18 protein-coding genes are annotated in these 18135 nt (G+C 32.8%); 16 read left to right on the forward strand and 2 right to left on the reverse strand.

Annotation, left to right across the window (positions count from 1 at the left end):
- Window positions 1-274 precede the first annotated feature (274 nt).
- The 11 genes from J3U13_RS08880 to gltP all read left to right on the forward strand — a co-directional run bounded on the left by J3U13_RS08880 (window position 275) and on the right by gltP (window position 12436).
- Entirely contained in the window at window positions 275-835 is a 561-nt protein-coding gene (locus J3U13_RS08880) for a YgjV family protein (protein ID WP_267341557.1), read from the forward strand.
- 96 nt (window positions 836-931) lie between these two features.
- Entirely contained in the window at window positions 932-1504 is a 573-nt protein-coding gene (gene rppH, locus J3U13_RS08885; protein WP_267341559.1) for an RNA pyrophosphohydrolase, read from the forward strand.
- Window positions 1501-2370: a prolipoprotein diacylglyceryl transferase gene (lgt, locus tag J3U13_RS08890; protein WP_267341560.1), complete on the forward strand. Its 870-nt coding sequence runs from the start codon at window positions 1501-1503 to the stop codon at window positions 2368-2370. The genes rppH and lgt overlap by 4 nt, the downstream gene beginning before the upstream one ends.
- Window positions 2367-3161, forward strand: coding sequence for a thymidylate synthase (thyA, locus tag J3U13_RS08895; RefSeq protein ID WP_267341561.1), 795 nt, complete (start codon window positions 2367-2369; stop codon window positions 3159-3161). Before lgt ends, thyA begins: the two co-directional genes overlap by 4 nt.
- A 213-nt stretch (window positions 3162-3374) precedes the next feature.
- Window positions 3375-4325 (forward strand): LpxL/LpxP family Kdo(2)-lipid IV(A) lauroyl/palmitoleoyl acyltransferase, encoded by a 951-nt coding sequence (gene lpxL / locus J3U13_RS08900; RefSeq protein WP_267341563.1) that lies wholly within the window; start codon window positions 3375-3377, stop codon window positions 4323-4325.
- Between the two features lie 45 nt (window positions 4326-4370).
- Window positions 4371-5453 carry a 23S rRNA (cytidine(2498)-2'-O)-methyltransferase RlmM gene (rlmM, locus tag J3U13_RS08905; RefSeq protein ID WP_267341564.1) on the forward strand — a complete coding sequence of 361 codons (1083 nt, stop codon included), beginning with the start codon at window positions 4371-4373 and terminating at the stop codon, window positions 5451-5453.
- Between the two features lie 22 nt (window positions 5454-5475).
- Complete coding sequence (locus tag J3U13_RS08910) at window positions 5476-7311, forward strand: penicillin-binding protein activator (protein ID WP_267341565.1); 1836 nt, start codon at window positions 5476-5478, stop codon at window positions 7309-7311.
- Window positions 7280-7648: a YraN family protein gene (locus J3U13_RS08915; RefSeq protein WP_267341566.1), complete on the forward strand. Its 369-nt coding sequence runs from the start codon at window positions 7280-7282 to the stop codon at window positions 7646-7648. The genes J3U13_RS08910 and J3U13_RS08915 overlap by 32 nt, the downstream gene beginning before the upstream one ends.
- A gap of 16 nt (window positions 7649-7664) precedes the next feature.
- Complete coding sequence (locus J3U13_RS08920) at window positions 7665-8243, forward strand: SIS domain-containing protein (RefSeq protein WP_267341567.1); 579 nt, start codon at window positions 7665-7667, stop codon at window positions 8241-8243.
- Window positions 8244-8341: 98 nt separating this feature from the next.
- Window positions 8342-11038 (forward strand): DNA topoisomerase (ATP-hydrolyzing) subunit A, encoded by a 2697-nt coding sequence (gene gyrA / locus J3U13_RS08925; RefSeq protein WP_267341568.1) that lies wholly within the window; start codon window positions 8342-8344, stop codon window positions 11036-11038.
- Window positions 11039-11113: 75 nt separating this feature from the next.
- The gene (gltP, locus tag J3U13_RS08930; protein ID WP_267341570.1) at window positions 11114-12436 is read left to right on the forward strand and encodes a glutamate/aspartate:proton symporter GltP; all 1323 of its coding nucleotides are present in this window, start codon (window positions 11114-11116) and stop codon (window positions 12434-12436) included.
- 252 nt (window positions 12437-12688) lie between these two features.
- Here the strand turns inward: gltP and rpmG are convergent, their stop codons facing one another.
- Both rpmG and rpmB read right to left on the reverse strand, forming a co-directional pair.
- Window positions 12689-12856 carry a 50S ribosomal protein L33 gene (gene rpmG / locus J3U13_RS08935; protein ID WP_025314526.1) on the reverse strand — a complete coding sequence of 56 codons (168 nt, stop codon included), beginning with the start codon at window positions 12854-12856 and terminating at the stop codon, window positions 12689-12691.
- Between the two features lie 15 nt (window positions 12857-12871).
- Window positions 12872-13108 carry a 50S ribosomal protein L28 gene (gene rpmB / locus J3U13_RS08940; RefSeq protein WP_025314527.1) on the reverse strand — a complete coding sequence of 79 codons (237 nt, stop codon included), beginning with the start codon at window positions 13106-13108 and terminating at the stop codon, window positions 12872-12874.
- Window positions 13109-13414: 306 nt separating this feature from the next.
- Here rpmB and J3U13_RS08945 point away from each other — a divergent pair, with 306 nt between their 5' ends.
- The 5 genes from J3U13_RS08945 (at window position 13415) to J3U13_RS08965 (ending at window position 18134) form a co-directional block, all read left to right on the forward strand.
- Window positions 13415-14314 carry a LysR family transcriptional regulator gene (locus J3U13_RS08945; protein ID WP_267341575.1) on the forward strand — a complete coding sequence of 300 codons (900 nt, stop codon included), beginning with the start codon at window positions 13415-13417 and terminating at the stop codon, window positions 14312-14314.
- A 255-nt stretch (window positions 14315-14569) separates the two neighbouring features.
- Complete coding sequence (gene aroE, locus J3U13_RS08950) at window positions 14570-15400, forward strand: shikimate dehydrogenase (protein WP_267341577.1); 831 nt, start codon at window positions 14570-14572, stop codon at window positions 15398-15400.
- A 161-nt stretch (window positions 15401-15561) separates the two neighbouring features.
- On the forward strand, window positions 15562-15915 hold the full coding sequence (locus tag J3U13_RS08955) for a DUF1870 family protein (protein ID WP_267341579.1): 354 nt from the start codon (window positions 15562-15564) through the stop codon (window positions 15913-15915).
- A 221-nt stretch (window positions 15916-16136) separates the two neighbouring features.
- Window positions 16137-16649: a shikimate kinase AroL gene (gene aroL / locus J3U13_RS08960; RefSeq protein ID WP_267341580.1), complete on the forward strand. Its 513-nt coding sequence runs from the start codon at window positions 16137-16139 to the stop codon at window positions 16647-16649.
- A gap of 285 nt (window positions 16650-16934) precedes the next feature.
- A complete protein-coding gene (locus J3U13_RS08965; RefSeq protein ID WP_267341581.1) occupies window positions 16935-18134 on the forward strand; it encodes an MFS transporter in 1200 nt (399 codons plus the stop codon).
- The last annotated feature ends 1 nt before the right edge of the window (window position 18135 follow it).

An 18135-nucleotide genomic window follows, 5' to 3' on the forward strand; every position in this document is an offset into this window, starting at 1 on the left:
ACTCAGAAGTGAAACGCCGAAGTGCCGATGGTAGTGTGGGTATTACCCATGTGAGAGTAGGGAGCCGCCAGACTTTTAAATATATTGAGAGCCCAGCAGGAATGCTGGGCTTTTTTGCATACAGAAATTACAAACTTCTTTAGAAGTTTGTATGTTTGAGTATGTGATTAGATGATTATTTTATTAATCACTTTTAATAAACTATTTTTTTTATTGTTTATTCATATGTAAGTTACTAACTAATTATTAGATCCATTTATCTATGGAGTGAACAATGGATAATCTAAACTTTTTGTATCAATTCATGGGCCCAGATTTTATTGATAGATATACTACTTTACCTCAATTAATTGGTATTTTAGGTTATCTTGTAGGTATTAGTGCATTCTTACAACGTAGTGATAATGCTTTTCGTTGGCAGTTAACAATTGTTAATATCATTATGACTGTACACTTTTACTTATTGGGTCCAGAGTCTTATCCTGCGGCAATTCTTAATATAGTCAATATATTTAGAAATATTACTTCGAATTACACTAAAAATATGTTAGCAATGTTATTTTTTATTGCTTTAATGTGGATATTTTATTTTCTTACTACTCCCGATACGACTGAATTTATACATTATTTATCTGTTATCGGTACTACATTAGTTACTATTGCATTATTTCGTTTACAACAGCAGAAAATGCGGCTACTTATACTAATGAGCAGTGTTCTATGGATTATTTATAGTTTATGGATAGGATCTTTAGGTAGTCTGGCAATTGAAGTAACTTTTGCCATAATTAATATTATAACGATTATCAAATTATCTAAAAAACAAACTATATAAAGGTATATTTACTCGATTAATTCATTTTCCTATTTATTTCTTGCTGTATGTATGAAACAATTTAGCTATATAAGAATAAATTTTTTGAGGTAGTCAGTGATTGATAATGATGGCTACCGTCCAAATGTAGGAATAGTTATTTGTAACAGGTATGGTCAAGTACTTTGGGCTCGTCGTTATGGACAAAATTCTTGGCAGTTTCCTCAGGGCGGAATAAAACTAAACGAAACGCCTGAGCAGGCAATGTTTCGTGAATTAAACGAAGAAGTAGGATTATTACCTCAAGATGTAAAAATTCTATCCGTTACAAACGGTTGGTTACGCTATAAATTACCTAAACGAATGATACGTTGGGAAAATCAACCTGTTTGTATTGGTCAAAAACAGAAATGGTTTTTATTAGAATTAATCTCTGATACATCGGTAATTAATCTTAATATGTCTTCTACTCCTGAATTTGATGATTGGAAGTGGGTTAGTTATTGGTATCCTATTCGTCAGGTTATTGCTTTTAAACGTGAAGTTTATCGAAAAGCAATGAAAGAATTTTCATTGTTAGTATTTAGCATCCAATCTGAGGTGGAAGCGCCAATAGCAAATGTTTCTAAGAAGAAACGATTTAATTTCTTCGCTCATAAACGAAAAAATAAACAGTGTGTTAAAAAATGAATCAATACTTACAATTTCCTAATTTCAATCCAATTGCTTTTTCACTAGGTCCCATATCGCTCCATTGGTATGGTGCAATGTACTTATTTGGGGTACTTGGCGCACTTTATTTAGCTAAACGAAGGGCAAATAAACCTAATAGCCAATGGACAATACAACAAGTTGAAAATTTGCTATTCTGGGGTTTTTTAGGGCTTTTTATAGGCGGACGATTAGGTTATATCTTTTTTTATAATTTTAGAGTTTTTATCGAAAATCCAATTATATTGTTTAAAGTCTGGGAAGGCGGTATGTCTTTCCATGGTGGTTTAATAGGCGCAATTTGCGTTATTGCAATTTTCGCAAAAAAGAATCATAAAACCTTTATGCAAGTAGCTGACTTTGTTGCTCCATTAGTACCTATTGGATTAATGTTTGGACGATTTGGTAATTTCATTAATGGCGAACTTTGGGGGCGTGTGACTCAATCACACATTGGCATGTTATTCCCAACTTCCTCTCATGCTGATTTTATGTTTGTACAAGCACATCCAGAGTGGTTATCGCTTTATACTACTCTTAATGGTATTTTACCAAGACATCCTTCTCAGCTTTATGAAATGATGTTTGAAGGGATTGTTTTATTTATCATTCTAAATTTGTTCATTCGTAAAAATAGACCAACTGGTGCTGTTTCTGGATTGTTTTTGCTTTGTTATGGTTTATTTCGATTTATAATCGAATTCTTTAGACAACCTGATGAGCAATTGGGACTATTTTTTAATATCATTAGTATGGGACAAATTTTATGCCTACCAATGATTTTTGCTGGTATTTTATTTCTTTTATATACATATAGAGTTAACAAAAAGGCGACAACACAATGAAACAGTATTTAGCACTTATGCAAAAGATTTTAGCTGAAGGTGCGCCTAAGTCAGACCGAACAGGAACTGGAACATTATCCATTTTTGGTCATCAAATGCGGTTTAATTTACAAGATGGATTTCCATTAGTCACTACAAAAAAATGCCATTTACGTTCTATCATTCATGAATTACTATGGTTTTTAAAAGGCGACACAAATATTAACTATCTAAAAGATAATAAAGTAACTATTTGGGATGAATGGGCAGATGAGAATGGTAATTTAGGTCCTGTTTATGGAAAACAGTGGCGAGCATGGACTTCGCCTAACGGTCAGCACATCGATCAAGTATCACAACTGATAGATCAAATCAAAAATGATCCTGATTCAAGGCGTCTAATCATTTCTGCCTGGAATGTTGGGGAATTGGATCAAATGGCTTTAGCTCCATGTCATGCATTTTTTCAATTTTATGTCGTTGATGGTAAACTTTCTTGTCAGCTTTATCAACGTTCTTGCGATGTGTTTTTAGGATTACCATTTAATATCGCTAGCTATTCACTGTTGATTCATATGATTGCTCAGCAGTGTAATTTGGATGTGGGCGATTTTGTTTGGACTGGTGGTGATACGCACCTATATTCAAACCATCTGGAGCAAACTCATTTACAATTGAGTCGAACTCCTAGGGCACTGCCAAAACTTGTTATTAGACGTAAACCACCAACAATTTTTGACTATGAGTTTGAGGACTTTGAAATTATTGACTATGATCCTTACCCTGCGATCAAAGCACCTGTTGCGGTTTAGATTCTTATAAAAAAGTTTCAGAAAAATATTACGTTAGCATATAAAATTTAAAGAACGAAGATCACAGCAAATAATTATATATTGTTGTGATCTGTATTAACTATACTTTATTCAATAAATTATTGTTTCGAAGATCTTTCTATTTTTTGCCCTTTAAATCAAGATATAGTATATAATAATCAACTTTGTTATTAACAATAACTTAATCTTAATATGAGTCAAAATCAGGAAATCCATCCTATCTTTACTAAACGCCTACTTCACCCTCGTTACTGGTTAACGTGGTTTGGTATTGGCATTTTATATTTAATTGTTTTATTTCCTTACCCAGTAATTTATCAATTAGGAAAAGGTTTAGGATTGCTTTCAATGAAATTAATTGGTAAGCGTAAAGAAACAGCAAGACAAAATCTTAAACTTTGTTTTCCTGAAAAATCACAGCTTGAACGTGATCAAATATTACGAAGAAATTTTATTTCCACAGGATTAGCTATTTTTGAAACAGGAATGGCATGGTTCTGGTCTGATAAAAGATTAGCTAAACATTCTTCTATTGTTGGTGATCCATATATCAAAAATGTACAGCAATCCGGTCAAGGTGTTTTACTTATTGGAATCCATTTTTTAACATTAGAATTGGGAGCGCGTATTTTGGGAATGAGTCATCCTGGCGTAGGGGTTTATCGACCAAATGATAATCTGGTAATGGATTATATTCAGCTTAAAGGTAGACTCAAATCTAATAAATACATGTTAGATCGCTATAATACCAAGGGTATGATCCGTGCATTAAAAAATGGAGAGTTACTTTGGTATGCCCCAGATCATGATTATGGACCTAAAAATAGTGTATTTGCTCCATTATTTTCAGTAGAAAAAGCAGCAACTACGATAGGTACACGCATATTGGTTAAATTAGGACAACCCGCCATTATTCCATTTACACCTAAGCGTGAGAAAAATGGTCGCTATACAGTATATGTAACACCAGCGCTTGAAGGCTATCCTATTGAAGATGATGTACGAGCAGCAACTTTTATGAATAAAGCTATTGAAAAGGAAATTTTAAAAGCTCCAGAACAATATATGTGGTTACACCGACGATTTAAAACTCGTCCAAAGGGGGAAGCACCTTTGTATACTGATGATGTTCAATCTGATTAATCCAATTATTTTTTATAGTGTCTGTTTGATGAGTAAAAATACGAAATGCAAAAACTAAATAAAATTATTCTATACTGTCGTTGTGGTTTTGAAAAAGAATGTGCTGCAGAAATCACAGATAGAGCTGCACAACTAGAAATATTTGGTTTTGCCAAAGTGATAGAAAACAGTGGGTATGTCACTTTTGAATGTTATCAAGATGATCAAGCTACAATACTGATAAAAAAACTCTCTTTTCGTACCCTGATTTTTGCTAGACAAATGTTTGTATCCGGTGATTTATTGACTAATTTGCCAGCTAACGATCGGATCACTTCAATAATTAATGCGTTATCTGGTCTAATAAATAATGCAGGTGATGTGCGTGTAGAAGTTCCTGATACGAATGAAGGTAAAGAATTAGCTGGATTTTGTCGCAAATTTACTGTACCACTTCGTCAAGCATTGCGAAGTAAACGTATTTTGTTAAAAGTTGAAAATCCAACAAAACCTGTTATTCATCTATTTTTTACTAATAGCAATAGTTGTTATGTTGGTTATTCTTTAAGCCAGAATAATTCACCATTTTATATGGGAATACCAAGACTAAAATTTCCTGCTGATGCACCAAGTCGTTCTACATTAAAATTAGAAGAGGCTTTCCATATTTTTATTCCTTATGAGGAATGGGATGAACGCTTAAAAGGTGGTTTAAACGCGGTTGATTTAGGTGCTTGCCCAGGCGGTTGGACTTATCAATTAGTCAAAAGAAGTATGATGGTTTATGCTATTGATAATGGTCCAATGAATGATAAGTTAATGGAAACTGGGCAAGTTAAACATTATCGTGAAGATGGCTTTAAATTTATACCTAAAAAGCATAATATTTATTGGTTAGTTTGTGATATGGTTGAAAAGCCGACTAAAGTAACGCAATTAATAGCCAAATGGCTTATTAACGGTTGGTGTCGAGAAACTATTTTTAATCTTAAATTACCAATGAAAAAAAGGTATGAAGAAGTAAAACAAAATATAAAGTTACTCAACGATGAATTAAATAATAATCAAATCAATGTTCAAATTCAGGCTAAACAGCTTTATCATGATCGCGAAGAAATTACTGTTCATGTGCAACGAATTTGGGGATAGCAAATTACAAGAGAGTAGGTGTATGAATTTAAAAAATTTCTTTTATACAATATTAATATCTACATTATTGACATTTTTAACTGGATGCCCAAGTAATCAAGCTCAACTTAATGATTATGATGGAAATAAAAGTTCTAGTTATTATCTATCTCTCGCGGATCAAAGTTCTGGAAATGTTAAAACCAATTGGCATTTATTAGCTATTCAGGCATTAATTAAAGAAAATAAAGTTTCTCAAGCAAAGGATTTATTATCTCAACTATCTTCTGATCTCAATGATAAACAACAAAAAGAAAAATTATTATTGCAAGGTGAAATTGCCGTAAAATCAGGCAAATCATTTAATATCAAAAAGTTAAATTCTGATGAATTAACTAATTCACAATTATACCGTTACTACTTTATTAAATTAAGTTTGGATGAAAAAAATAGAGATGTTAATGGACAAGCCCATGATTATATTGAATTAGAAAAATATATCCCAGCAAACCAGAAAAAACAATTATTAAATGATACATGGAAATTTTTTAGTAAATTAAGTTCTAAAGATATTAATGCCATTTTAGTTTATGAAGATGAAATAACCTTACAAGGTTGGATTAATCTAACTGATGCTTATAAGCGTAATAGTATAGAACTAAAAACACAAGAAGATGATACACCCGAAATTATTGCAGAAAAAGTACAAAAACAGAGCCAATTATTAAAACAGGCTGTAAATGATTGGTTAATACAATATCCAGATCATCCTGCTAAAAATATTATTTCTGTATTAACTGGAGAACCAGTATTAAATGTTGATGATGCTAATGCTAAAAAAGTAGCATTATTATTACCATTAACAGGTTCATCACGTATTTTTGGTGATACTATTCGACAAGGTTATTTTGATGCTATTAAATTTTTTCCACAAGAGCCACAACAAAGTATAGTTTTACTTGATACAACAAGTACCGAAATAGATGTACTTCTAAGACAAGCTAAGGAACAAAATGTAGAATTGATAGTTGGCCCCTTATTGAAAGATGAAGTGATTAAGATTAAACAATTATCTCCTTCTTTACCTGTTTTAGCATTAAATAAAGTGGATAATAGTTCCACCACAGCGAGTAAAATGTGTTATTTCGCATTATCACCAGAAGATGAAGCACAAGATGCAGCAGATCATATTTATGCGCAAAACAAATTAAAGCCGTTATTGCTTGTTCCTCAAAATGATCTCGGTCAACGTGTGGCTCAAAGTTTTGCCAAAAAATGGTCTGAATTATCATCTGATAGCTCACAAGCTTATGTCCAATATTTTGGTAATAAAAGTACATTAAGTTCTGGTATGAATCGTGATGTTGGGATAACACTTACTGGAACGCCGATTTTAACAAATAATACAGAAGATCAATCCGATAATTTTGACGCTGTCTATATTTATGCCTCATACGATGAACTAACTCTTATAAAACCAATGATTGATATGGCAGCAGGAAGAACAGTTGGTAATTCATCATCACTTATGATCTACACAAGCTCTAAAAGTCATGTGGCGAATGCTTCAGAGGATTTTAATTATGATATGAATCATACAGAGTATGCTGAAATCCCAATGATCGTTAATTATTCTGATAATGTGTCAGAAATGATCCCTCATAATATCAAGAAAAATTATTCATTAATGCGTTTATATGCAATGGGGATAGATGCATGGAGACTTGCAAATCGCTTTAATCAAATCAATTCCTATCAAACTGACTTTTTAAATGGTATGACAGGAGAATTATCGACGAAGGATCAATGTGAAGTCACTCGTGCTTTATCTTGGCAACAATATACCCATGTGTCATCTAAATCAAATTCACAAGAATAACAAAAAAATTGGCAAGTATTATGAAGACATTGCTTGTCAATATTTACTAAAACAGGGACTTTTGTTTATTGCTCAAAATAGCCAGTATCGTTTAGGCGAAATTGATTTGATTATGCGTGATAAACAATGTCTTGTCTTTGTTGAAGTCCGTTATCGAAAAAATGCTAATTTTGGTAATGCTGAAATGACAGTAACATCTAGTAAACAAAATAAAATTAAGCAAGCGGCACAACTCTGGATGTTGTCAGAAAATATGAATATTGATGATACAGAATTTAGATTTGATATTTTTGCCATTACGGGCAAAAACCAAAAATGGATTATTAATGCGTTTTAATTTTTAGGTGAAAAACGTGCAAGATTTAATTAAAAATTATTTTACTGAGAGTATTCAAACTCAAATTGTAATGGCTGAGTCTTTAGGTACATCAATTGAAAAAGCGGCAAGCATTATTGTTCAAGGTTTACTTAATGGTAATAAAATTATGAGTTGTGGCAATGGTTCATCAGCTGCAAATGTACAAAGTTTTACTTCTCGATTAATTACCAGTATTAATATAGAAAGGCCCAGCATACCCGCTATAGCTTTGGTATCGGATAATGTATTATTGAGTGCAATTGCTAATCATGAAGAAGTATATGCTCGCCAAATACAAGCTTTGGGTCATCGCGGTGATATTTTGATCGTATTGACTTGCCAAGGTAACAGCCGTTCAATTATTCGTGCTGTTCAAGAAGCAGTGATTAAAGATATGAAAATTGTAGCTTTAACTGCCTTTGATGGTGGTGAAGTTATTGGCTTACTAGGTCAAAATGATATTGAAATAAGAGTTCCATCTTACAAAAAAGTAATGGCATATGAAATGCATGCCATGATTTTAAATTGTTTATGCCAATTAATTGAAAATACTTTGTTTATTCAACATGAATAAGTTGAAATAAAAACAGTATAGTCCTGCATTAATAACGAATTTTATGCTATAATTACAAGCTATTTTGATGACCTAATTTAATAAGAGAATATGGTGTTATGACCGAACTAGCCAAAGAAATAACCCCCGTTAATATTGAAGATGAGCTAAAATCCTCTTATCTTGACTATGCAATGTCTGTCATTGTTGGGCGTGCTTTACCTGATGTACGCGATGGCTTAAAACCGGTCCATAGAAGGGTCCTTTTTGCCATGCATGAAGCCGGATACGATTGGAATAAACCTTATCGAAAATCTGCTCGTGTCGTTGGGGATGTCATTGGTAAATACCATCCGCATGGTGACTCTGCTGTATATGACACAATCGTACGTATGGCACAGCCATTTTCATTACGTTATATGTTAGTTGATGGTCAAGGCAATTTTGGTTCTGTTGATGGTGATTCGGCTGCAGCAATGCGTTACACTGAAATACGTATGCAAAAGTTTGCAGGCGCGTTATTGACTGATCTTGATAAAGAAACTGTTGATTTCTCTCCAAACTATGACGGCTCAGAAATGATCCCTGATGTATTGCCAACGCGTATTCCTAATCTACTAATCAATGGTTCTTCAGGTATCGCAGTGGGTATGGCAACTAATATCCCTCCTCATAATTTATCTGAAGTCATTAATGGTTGCCTTGCTTTTATTGAAGATGAAAATATTTCAGTCGATGGATTAATGGAACATATTCATGGGCCTGACTTCCCTACTGCCGCTTTAATTAATGGCCGAAAGGGTATTGAAAATGCTTACCGAACCGGACGTGGTATTATCTATATTCGTTCTAAAGCAACTATCGAAGTTGATGATCATACTGGACGTGAAACAATCATTGTTAATGAGATTCCATATCAAGTTAATAAGAAAAAACTGATCGAAAAAATAGCAGAATTAGTCAAAGACAAAAAAGTTGAAGGTATCTCAGCACTGCGTGATGAATCTGATAAAGATGGGATGCGAATTGTTATTGAAATTAAACGAGATGCTGTCGCTGAGGTTGTATTAAATAACTTATTCTCATTGACTCAATTGCAAGTCTCCTTTGGTATCAATATGGTAGCTTTACATAATGGGCAACCTAAACTTTTAAATTTACGTGATATGATTGAAGCCTTTGTGCTTCATCGACGTGAAGTAGTCACTCGTAGAACTATCTATGAATTACGTAAAGCTCGTGAAAGAGCTCATGTTTTAGAAGGATTAGCTATTGCGCTAGCTAACATTGATCCCATTATCGAATTAATTCGCGCTGCATCAACACCAGTTGAAGCTAAAAGTAAATTATTATCTCAAGCTTGGCAGCTTGGTCATGTAGCAGCAATGCTCGAAAAAGCGGGTAATGATGCTGCCCGACCAGAAGATTTAGCACTAGAATTTGGTATTCGTGATGGTTATTATTACCTATCAGAAGCACAAGCACAGGCTATTTTAGATCTTCGTCTACATCGTTTAACGGGTCTAGAACATGAAAAGATTTTGGATGAGTATAAACAATTACTTATTCAAATTAGTGAGTTATTACATATTTTAGCTAGTCCAGAACGTTTAATGGAAGTGATTCGTGAAGAGCTTGAAGCGGTTCGTGATCAATTTCAAGATGCAAGAAAAACTGAGATCACAGCAAGCAGTGCTGATATTAATATTGAGGATCTTATTGCTCAAGAGGATGTTGTTGTAACTCTTTCACACCAAGGCTATGTAAAATACCAACCTTTATCTGATTATGAAGCGCAACGTCGAGGTGGTAAAGGTAAATCTGCAACCAAAATCAAAGAAGAAGATTTTGTTGAAAAATTACTAGTAGCAAATACACATGATACTATTCTTTGTTTCTCAAGCCGTGGACGGTTATATTGGATGAAAGTCTATCAATTACCTGAAGCAAGTAGAGGTTCACGTGGACGTCCAATTATCAATTTATTACCACTTGAAGCAGGTGAACGAATTACTGCAATTCTACCAGTCCGAGAATTTGATGATGAACATTGTGTATTTATGGCAACTGCACAAGGTACAGTTAAGAAAACTTCATTAATTGAATTTAGCCGTCCTAGAAGTGGTGGTATTATCGCAATTAATTTACGTGATGATGATGAATTAATTGGTATTGATCTAACAAGTAATGATCCTTCTGCTGTTTGCGATGATGAAGAACTTAATGATGATAATGTTGTTGAGGATATTGAAAGTGAGGATGAAGAGGTTACTCTGCTTTCAACTACTGAAGACATTATGTTATTTTCTGCTAATGGCAAAGTTGTTCGTTTCCCAGCTAATAAAGTCCGCTGCATGGGACGAACAGCAGCAGGGGTTAGAGGTATCAAACTTGATAGTAATGATAAAGTTGTTTCACTTATTGTTCCTCGTGGTGATGGCGCGATCTTAACCGCAACACAGAACGGTTACGGTAAACGTACACAACAAGAATTATATCCAACTAAATCACGAGCAACCAAAGGAGTGATTTCTATCAAAGTTAGTGAAAGAAATGGTGAAGTCGTTGGTGCCGTTCAAGTTGATGAAACGGATCAAATTATGTTAATCACTGATGCTGGAACGCTTGTACGTACCCGTGTATCAGAAGTAAGTATCGTTGGCCGAAATACACAAGGTGTTATGCTTATTCGTACAGCAGATAACGAGAAAGTGGTTGGATTACAGAGAATAGCTGAAACTGAGGATGAGGAAAGTGAATCTGATTTTTCTCAAGATGAGGAACGGCAGAATTCAGCTCTGGAGTCCGAAGAATAATTTTTAATTATCAAAAAGGATTAGTTATAACTAATCCTTTTTTATTTATAAAATCCAGAAAAGGAATAGTATTAAATGTCATTTTTTTTAAAGAAAATCTTAACGAATCTTGCATGGCAAATTTTAATTGCTTTGATACTAGGCGTAGCGATGGGCGCTTATTTATTTGAACTTTCTGTCCCAAGCCATCCTTTACATTCATACTATCAATTTTCGATAGTTAACATTTTTCAACCAGCAGGTGATATCTTTATTCGTTTAATTAAAATGATTGTATTACCTATTATACTCAGTACTCTAACTTTAGGCATTGCAGGTATTGGTGGTTCAAAAAGATTAGGAACATTGGGTTTCAAAACAATTCTCTATTTTGAAATTATCACCACGATTGCCATCTTATTAGGGCTTTTGTGGGGAAATATTTTTGCACCTGGTGCGGGAATTGATTCAACAACCTTAGCAACGACAGATATCACTAAATATACTAAAGCCGCAGAAGAATTAAGCGGAAAACCTCATGGTTTGATTGTGATGATACTAGATATGATCCCAGCTAATATCTTCAAAGCTATGACTGATGGCGCTGTTTTGCCAGTTATCTTTTTCTGTGTCTTTTTCGGTTTAGGTTTAATGTCGTTACCAGATAAACAACGTGAACCATTTGTTTTCTTCTTAAAAGTGGTATCTGACACCATGTTTAAAGTAACCAATATGATTATGCGTTATGCGCCAATTGGTGTTTTTGCGCTCATCACAGTAACAGTTGCTAAATATGGATTTGAATCTCTTCTACCGTTGTTTAAATTAATTTTAACTGTTTATTCAGCAATGATTATTTTCACATTAGTAGTATTAGGACTTGTATGTAAACTTTGTAGATTTAATATTTTTACCCTTTTAAAAATATTAAAAGAAGAGTTAGTCATAGCATTTTCAACAGCCAGTTCTGAAACGGCATTACCCAAAATTATTGAAAAGATGGAAGCATATGGTGCTCCAAAATCGATCACAAGTTTTGTTATTCCAACTGGTTATTCCTTCAATCTCGATGGTTCAACGCTTTATCAAAGTATTACGGTCATCTTTTTGGCTCAGTTATTTCATATTGATTTAACTATTCTAGATCAAATTATTATTGTTATAACATTGATGATTGCTTCTAAAGGCATAGCAGGTGTACCAGGTGCTTCAATTCTTGTTTTATCTGCAACCCTTGGTAGTGTAGGTATTCCACTTGAGGGTATTGGTTATATTATGGGGGTAGAGCGTATTTTAGATATGGGTAGAACTGTTGTTAACGTTGTAGGTAATGCATTAGCAGCGATTGTTATTGCTCGTTGGGAACATGCTTTTGATGATAAAAAAGCAAAAGTATATGAACAACACTATTTAAAATAACGTATTAACTATTTTCTTAAAAAAGCTTCAGTTTTACTGAAGCTTTTTTTTTGTAAAATTTTAATAAATAATTTATTTTACTTAAACAGGTATAATTTATATTCTTTAATATTTGAAATGAATTATCCGTCTTTTGCTCATCCTAGATAAATAAAATATATTGCATAATTTATTACAAATAATATTAAGAGAATTTTATATAATGATATAAAAAAACCCAGCATTTGCTGGGTTTTTTTATTTATTAGATAACTATTTAATTTTAGCTTCTTTATAAATAACATGCTGACGAACAACGGGATCGTATTTTTTGATTTCCATTTTCTCAGGCATAGTTCTTTTATTTTTGCTAGTGGTATAAAAATGACCTGTACCAGCAGAAGAAACTAATCTAATTTTTTCGCGTACACCTTTTGCCATGATAGGGTTTCCTTATTAGTACTTTTCACCACGGGCACGAAGTTCAGCTAAAACTGCATCAATACCCTTTTTATCGATAGTTCGCATACCTTTAGCAGATATACGCAATTTTACAAAACGTTTTTCACTCTCAACCCAGAAACGGTGAGTTTGAAGATTTGGTAGAAAACGACGTTTAGTAGCATTCATCGCATGAGAACGATTATTTCCCACTAAAGGACCTTTTCCTGTTACTTGGCATACTCGTGACATGTCAATAATTCTCCGAAATTTCTATGCTTAAGCCTTGGGCGTAATATGTTAATGGAATTAACCTCGTCAGGCTTTTAGTTTGCTGCAGTTCTATCTGAGAAGCAGTCTAACCTCTCACACTACACCCACAATAATGAGGTAGCGAAGTATACGCTGTTATACACAAATTCTCAAGCATTATCTTATGTAAGCTTAAAATAAGTTTAAGTAAATGTCATTCAAATAAAACCCAAATACAAATATTGTGTTAATAAATATTTATCCTATACTGTCTTGGGTATAAATCATTAAAGAATGTTTGACTATATGAATTTGAAACAATTAAAATATTTCCAATTGCTTGCAAAAACTCAACATTACACATCTACTTCGGACTATTTTTCGATTAGTCAACCAAGTTTAAGCCATTCGATTTCAGAACTTGAAAAGGAAATTGGAATTAAATTGTTTCAAAAACGAGGCCGAAATGTAGAGTTAACTAAAGAAGGTAAACAATATTTAACCTATGTTGAGCAAGCATTAAATGCACTATCGGAAGGTGAACAATTTGTTAAAGAATTGCTCAATGTTTCCCATGGACATATTGGGTTGGCTTTTATCTACTCCATTAGCTCAAATTATATTCCTAAAATCATTAAAGCTTTTTTAGCTGAACCTGAAAATAACGACATTACGTTTTCTTTTTATGAAGGGACATCACAAAATATTATTGAAGGACTTAGAGAAAAAAAGTATGAGATTGGAATTTGCTCTCATTTACAAAATGAACCCGATGTTCACTTTCGAAAGTTAACTAAGCAAGAACTTGTTTTTATTATTTCTAATGATCATCCTTTATCTAAACGTAAAAAACTTGATTTAAAAGAATTGATTCATGAACCTCTAATTCTTTTTAATGAAAAAAACGGTATAAAAACTGTGATAGATGATATGTTAACTAAAACAGGTTTGCAACCCAATATTGCTTGTCATGTTGAAACAGAAAGTGCCATGATGGGTTTGGCTTCCATAAATTATGGTATAGGCATTATGCCAAGAGTACTTATTCCTGAAGAATTTAATGTTACTCTTGTTCCCATGAATAAATGTTATCAAAAAAGAGATATTTTCATTGCAACAATGAAAAATAGACCTTTATTGCCTGCACCACAAAAGTTTTATCATTTCCTAATTGAGCATAGTGATGATGCTATTTTTGGCCGCTAAAATTATCTTGCTATTTGAGATGTCAAAATATTACCTTGAAACAGTGAAAAATTAAAAAGTTAAATTCTGTTCAAAATATTCTTTTGATAGAGTAGGAATTATTTTTTATAAATTAAACAAATTATTATAAAACAAAATCTTAACTTCTTCTGTAATTTTAGAAAAAATGATTCAATTTTATAATAAATGTGTTTTAATAATTAGGATTAAGATTTTATTTATGCCTTTTGATTTTTCAACTTTCAAGGAGATTATATGAGTCAGTTTAAGCCATATAGTATATACGGTATTATCGGTTATCCTTTAGGTCACAGTATGAGTCCACTTATTCATACTACCTCATTTCAAGATTATGGTATTGCTGCTGTTTTAGTTCCATTTCCTACTCCTCCAGAAGAAATTCCAACGTTATTTAAATCTGTAAGATTATTAAATATACGTGGATTATGTGTCACTATCCCACACAAACAGACAATTATTCCTTATTTAGATGAAGTCACAGAGCATGTAAAAAAAGCGGGGGCAGCTAATTTAGTTTATTGGGATGGCGATAAGCTTTGTGGTGATAATACGGATATTGTTGGTTTTATGGAACCACTTAGAGAAAAGAATTTGCCAGCCGAATACAAAAGAGTTTTATTACTTGGGGCGGGGGGGGCCGCACGAGCAGCAGTAGTTGGATTACAAGATCTCGGTTATACAGATATTACTGTCACTGATATTGTTGATGATTTACCACAATCGTTAGCAAATGAGTTCAATCTTAAAACCGTTACATGGCAAGATAGAAGTAAAGTAGAAGCACAAATAATTATTAATTCGACTCCATTGGGTATGACAGGTAAATTTGAAGAGCAAACACCTTATGAACAAGCATGGTTTAAAGGTAAAGGTATTGCGTATGATATCGTATATACGCCCTATAATACTCGATTCAGACAAGAAGCTGAAAAAGCTGGTTGGGAATCAATTTCAGGTCGAGAGATGTTTATCGGGCAAGCAAATGCTCAATTTAAAATTTGGACAGGCAAAGATCTTTCTGAACGGGCAAAACAAGCTGTAATTGATGCTCTAGCAGGAAAATGATTAATAAGTAAAAGTATTGACTTATCTAATTAATTTAAATTAGATGTATTGCTGATATCTATATGTTTAAATTTTATTTTAAACACGTTATTTCAATGGATGATATTGGTACCATATGTAGAGTTACAGTATATGTAAAAATATGTTAAGGAGGAGTATTTATGACTAACCTAGAATTGCAAGCGTATCGTCGCTTCCTTATGCTAAAAGTTTCAGAGGCAAGTGAATATATTGGTAAAACTGATGTTAGTACATGGCATAATTGGGAAAAAGGCACTAGCCCTGTTCCCCAATATGTTGTTACAGCAATGCAAGAATTAAAAAAACTCCGAACTGATAAAGTCAATATTATCATTAATAGTATTAATGATCGGGTTGGTAGTAGTACTATTCGCTATTTTTTGACCTATGAAGAGTTCAAGAAAGTGAATCCAAAACTTGATATCATTCAATGGCGATTACATCAATCTATTGCTACAGAGTTATATTTTCGGGGGTTAGAAAAATTGTGTTAATAAAATATAATGCAACCAATATTTATATTTAGAGATATTTTTAATAATGTGTAAACTATTGTTTACGAATATGGATTGAAATATATTAAATTATTTTATAAAAATCAATGTCTTTTTAAATTTATTATAATATGTAAAAAAAATATTGCAAAATTTAGAGTGAATCACTAGCATAGACGGTATATTCTATAAGCTGTAAATTTGAAAGGACATGACTCAATATGAATAATACTATTTTTTTAGTAGGTGCCAGAGCAGCTGGCAAAACAACAATGGGAAAAATGCTTGCAAATAAGCTATCGTTTTCTTTCATTGATACAGATTGTTATTTACTTGAAACTACAAAAAAAACAGTAGCTGAAATTGTTGAAAAAGAAGGTTGGGAAGGCTTTAGAGCCAGAGAAAGCCAGATTTTAATTGATACAACGAAGCCTAATCGAGTCATTGCTACCGGTGGCGGAATGGTACTCGCTGATCATAATCGCCATTTTATGAAACAAAATGGGACTGTCATTTTTTTATCGGCCACTGCTGAAACATTAGCTGCACGTTTAATGAAAGATCCCAATATTGCTCAGCGACCTTCATTGACAGGTCTGTCTATTGTTGATGAAATGGAAAAAGTGTTGGCTGAGCGATTACCGCTATATCATGATGCAGCACATCATGTTGTTAATGTTGAACAGGATGAAGCTCTAATACTCACTAATATACTTCACATGTTGCAAAACTAACTGAATACTCTTTTACTAAATACCACTTAATAAAGTGGTATTTTTATTGATAATAAATAAAAATAATTATTTAATAATTTATAAAAAAAACCTATTGGTAAGTTTGATTTTTATTCAATATTATGCTGCTTTTATTTATAGATAAATTCAAATCTATAGATAAATGTGAAAAATGTAAAGTTTAACAATAAATTTGTCGTTATTGCTTTCAGATTAATGCTGATGCTTGTATATTGAATACAATTATAAGGTTAAAAATTTAATTCTACATATGGAGTATAGCAAATGGATAATCGAAAAATAAATTCTTATGGAATAGTCGGATCTATTTATGCAAATTATATTATTCAAAGTATCGCATTGATTGTGATTATGCAATTTTCTCTAGATCTTTCAAAGCAGCTTAACACAGATATGATTGGTCTTGGCTATGTTGCTTCTGGTATAGGGATTGGTAAGATTTTTCTAATGTTTGCAGGTGGAATTTTATCAGATAAATTTGGAAGAAAACTTTTTATCTATCTGGGTATGGCCTGCTATGCGATTTTCTTTATTGGCATGACTTTCTGTACCAATATTCATATCGCTTTTTGTCTTGCAATTGCAGTAGGGGCTGGCAATTCTTTTTTAGATACAGGTTCAATGCCTGCTCTGACAGAGTGTTTTCCACGTTCAGCGGGTTCTGCAAGTGTCCTTATTAAAGCATTTATTTCTATTGGAACACTAATTCTTCCATTCATTGTCACTTTTTTTGATACAAACAAAATCTGGTATGGTTGGGCGTTTCTTGGCTTTACTGCTTATTTAGTTATTAATAGTTTAATTTTATTTCCTCAAAATTTTCCTAACAAAGAAACTGCAATAAAAGGTAACGGTGGTACTGAAAATTATTTCAAAGCTAAACCTAAGTTCGAAGTTGAAGGCGTTTTGTTGATCATTATGGGATTTACTACAACAGCAACGTTTGTCATAATTTTACAGTGGTTACCTACAATTGCCATTAATGGGGTTAATATGAGCGATATCGAAGCTAAACAATTGATTAGCTATTATAGTACCGCATCAATTATCTCGGTCTTTGTAACGGCATTTATCGTTAAACATTTATTAAAACCAATATATTGTATCATTATATTACCTTTACTCTCTGCAATAGTATTAATCCTATTTTACTTTAATATTTCACCTATGATGTGTGTTATCGCCGCAATTGGTATGGGATTTACAGCAGCAGGAGGTGTACTTCAATTAACTCTAGTTGTTATGCAGCAATTGTTTCCAACACGCAAAGGTATAGCTGTAGGGTGTATGTATACGTTTAGTGGGTTATCCTTTATTGTTATACCGCTCATTGTTCCTAAATTAGCTATCTATAATGTAAGTTATGCTATTTTGATCGACTTTTTTATCGCGTTGTCTAGTGTAATACTTGGTTCTATTGTCTTTTATCGATTTAAACAAGTGATTGATATGAAAAAAATATAGG

It is taken from the genome of Gilliamella sp. B2887 (assembly GCF_026537015.1).
In the GTDB taxonomy this organism is placed as follows: Bacteria; Pseudomonadota; Gammaproteobacteria; order Enterobacterales; family Orbaceae; genus Gilliamella.

Coding starts and splice junctions, on each gene's coding strand:
- J3U13_RS08880 (WP_267341557.1), top strand. CDS start 275: ATGGATAATCTAAACTTTTTGTATCAATTCATGGGCCCAGATTTTATT.
- lgt (WP_267341560.1), top strand. CDS start 1,501: ATGAATCAATACTTACAATTTCCTAATTTCAATCCAATTGCTTTTTCA.
- thyA (WP_267341561.1), top strand. CDS start 2,367: ATGAAACAGTATTTAGCACTTATGCAAAAGATTTTAGCTGAAGGTGCG.
- lpxL (WP_267341563.1), top strand. CDS start 3,375: ATGAGTCAAAATCAGGAAATCCATCCTATCTTTACTAAACGCCTACTT.
- rlmM (WP_267341564.1), top strand. CDS start 4,371: ATGCAAAAACTAAATAAAATTATTCTATACTGTCGTTGTGGTTTTGAA.
- J3U13_RS08910 (WP_267341565.1), top strand. CDS start 5,476: ATGAATTTAAAAAATTTCTTTTATACAATATTAATATCTACATTATTG.
- J3U13_RS08915 (WP_267341566.1), top strand. CDS start 7,280: ATGTGTCATCTAAATCAAATTCACAAGAATAACAAAAAAATTGGCAAG.
- gyrA (WP_267341568.1), top strand. CDS start 8,342: ATGACCGAACTAGCCAAAGAAATAACCCCCGTTAATATTGAAGATGAG.
- gltP (WP_267341570.1), top strand. CDS start 11,114: ATGTCATTTTTTTTAAAGAAAATCTTAACGAATCTTGCATGGCAAATT.
- rpmG (WP_025314526.1), bottom strand. CDS start 12,856: ATGGCAAAAGGTGTACGCGAAAAAATTAGATTAGTTTCTTCTGCTGGT.
- rpmB (WP_025314527.1), bottom strand. CDS start 13,108: ATGTCACGAGTATGCCAAGTAACAGGAAAAGGTCCTTTAGTGGGAAAT.
- J3U13_RS08945 (WP_267341575.1), top strand. CDS start 13,415: ATGAATTTGAAACAATTAAAATATTTCCAATTGCTTGCAAAAACTCAA.
- aroE (WP_267341577.1), top strand. CDS start 14,570: ATGAGTCAGTTTAAGCCATATAGTATATACGGTATTATCGGTTATCCT.
- J3U13_RS08955 (WP_267341579.1), top strand. CDS start 15,562: ATGACTAACCTAGAATTGCAAGCGTATCGTCGCTTCCTTATGCTAAAA.
- aroL (WP_267341580.1), top strand. CDS start 16,137: ATGAATAATACTATTTTTTTAGTAGGTGCCAGAGCAGCTGGCAAAACA.
- J3U13_RS08965 (WP_267341581.1), top strand. CDS start 16,935: ATGGATAATCGAAAAATAAATTCTTATGGAATAGTCGGATCTATTTAT.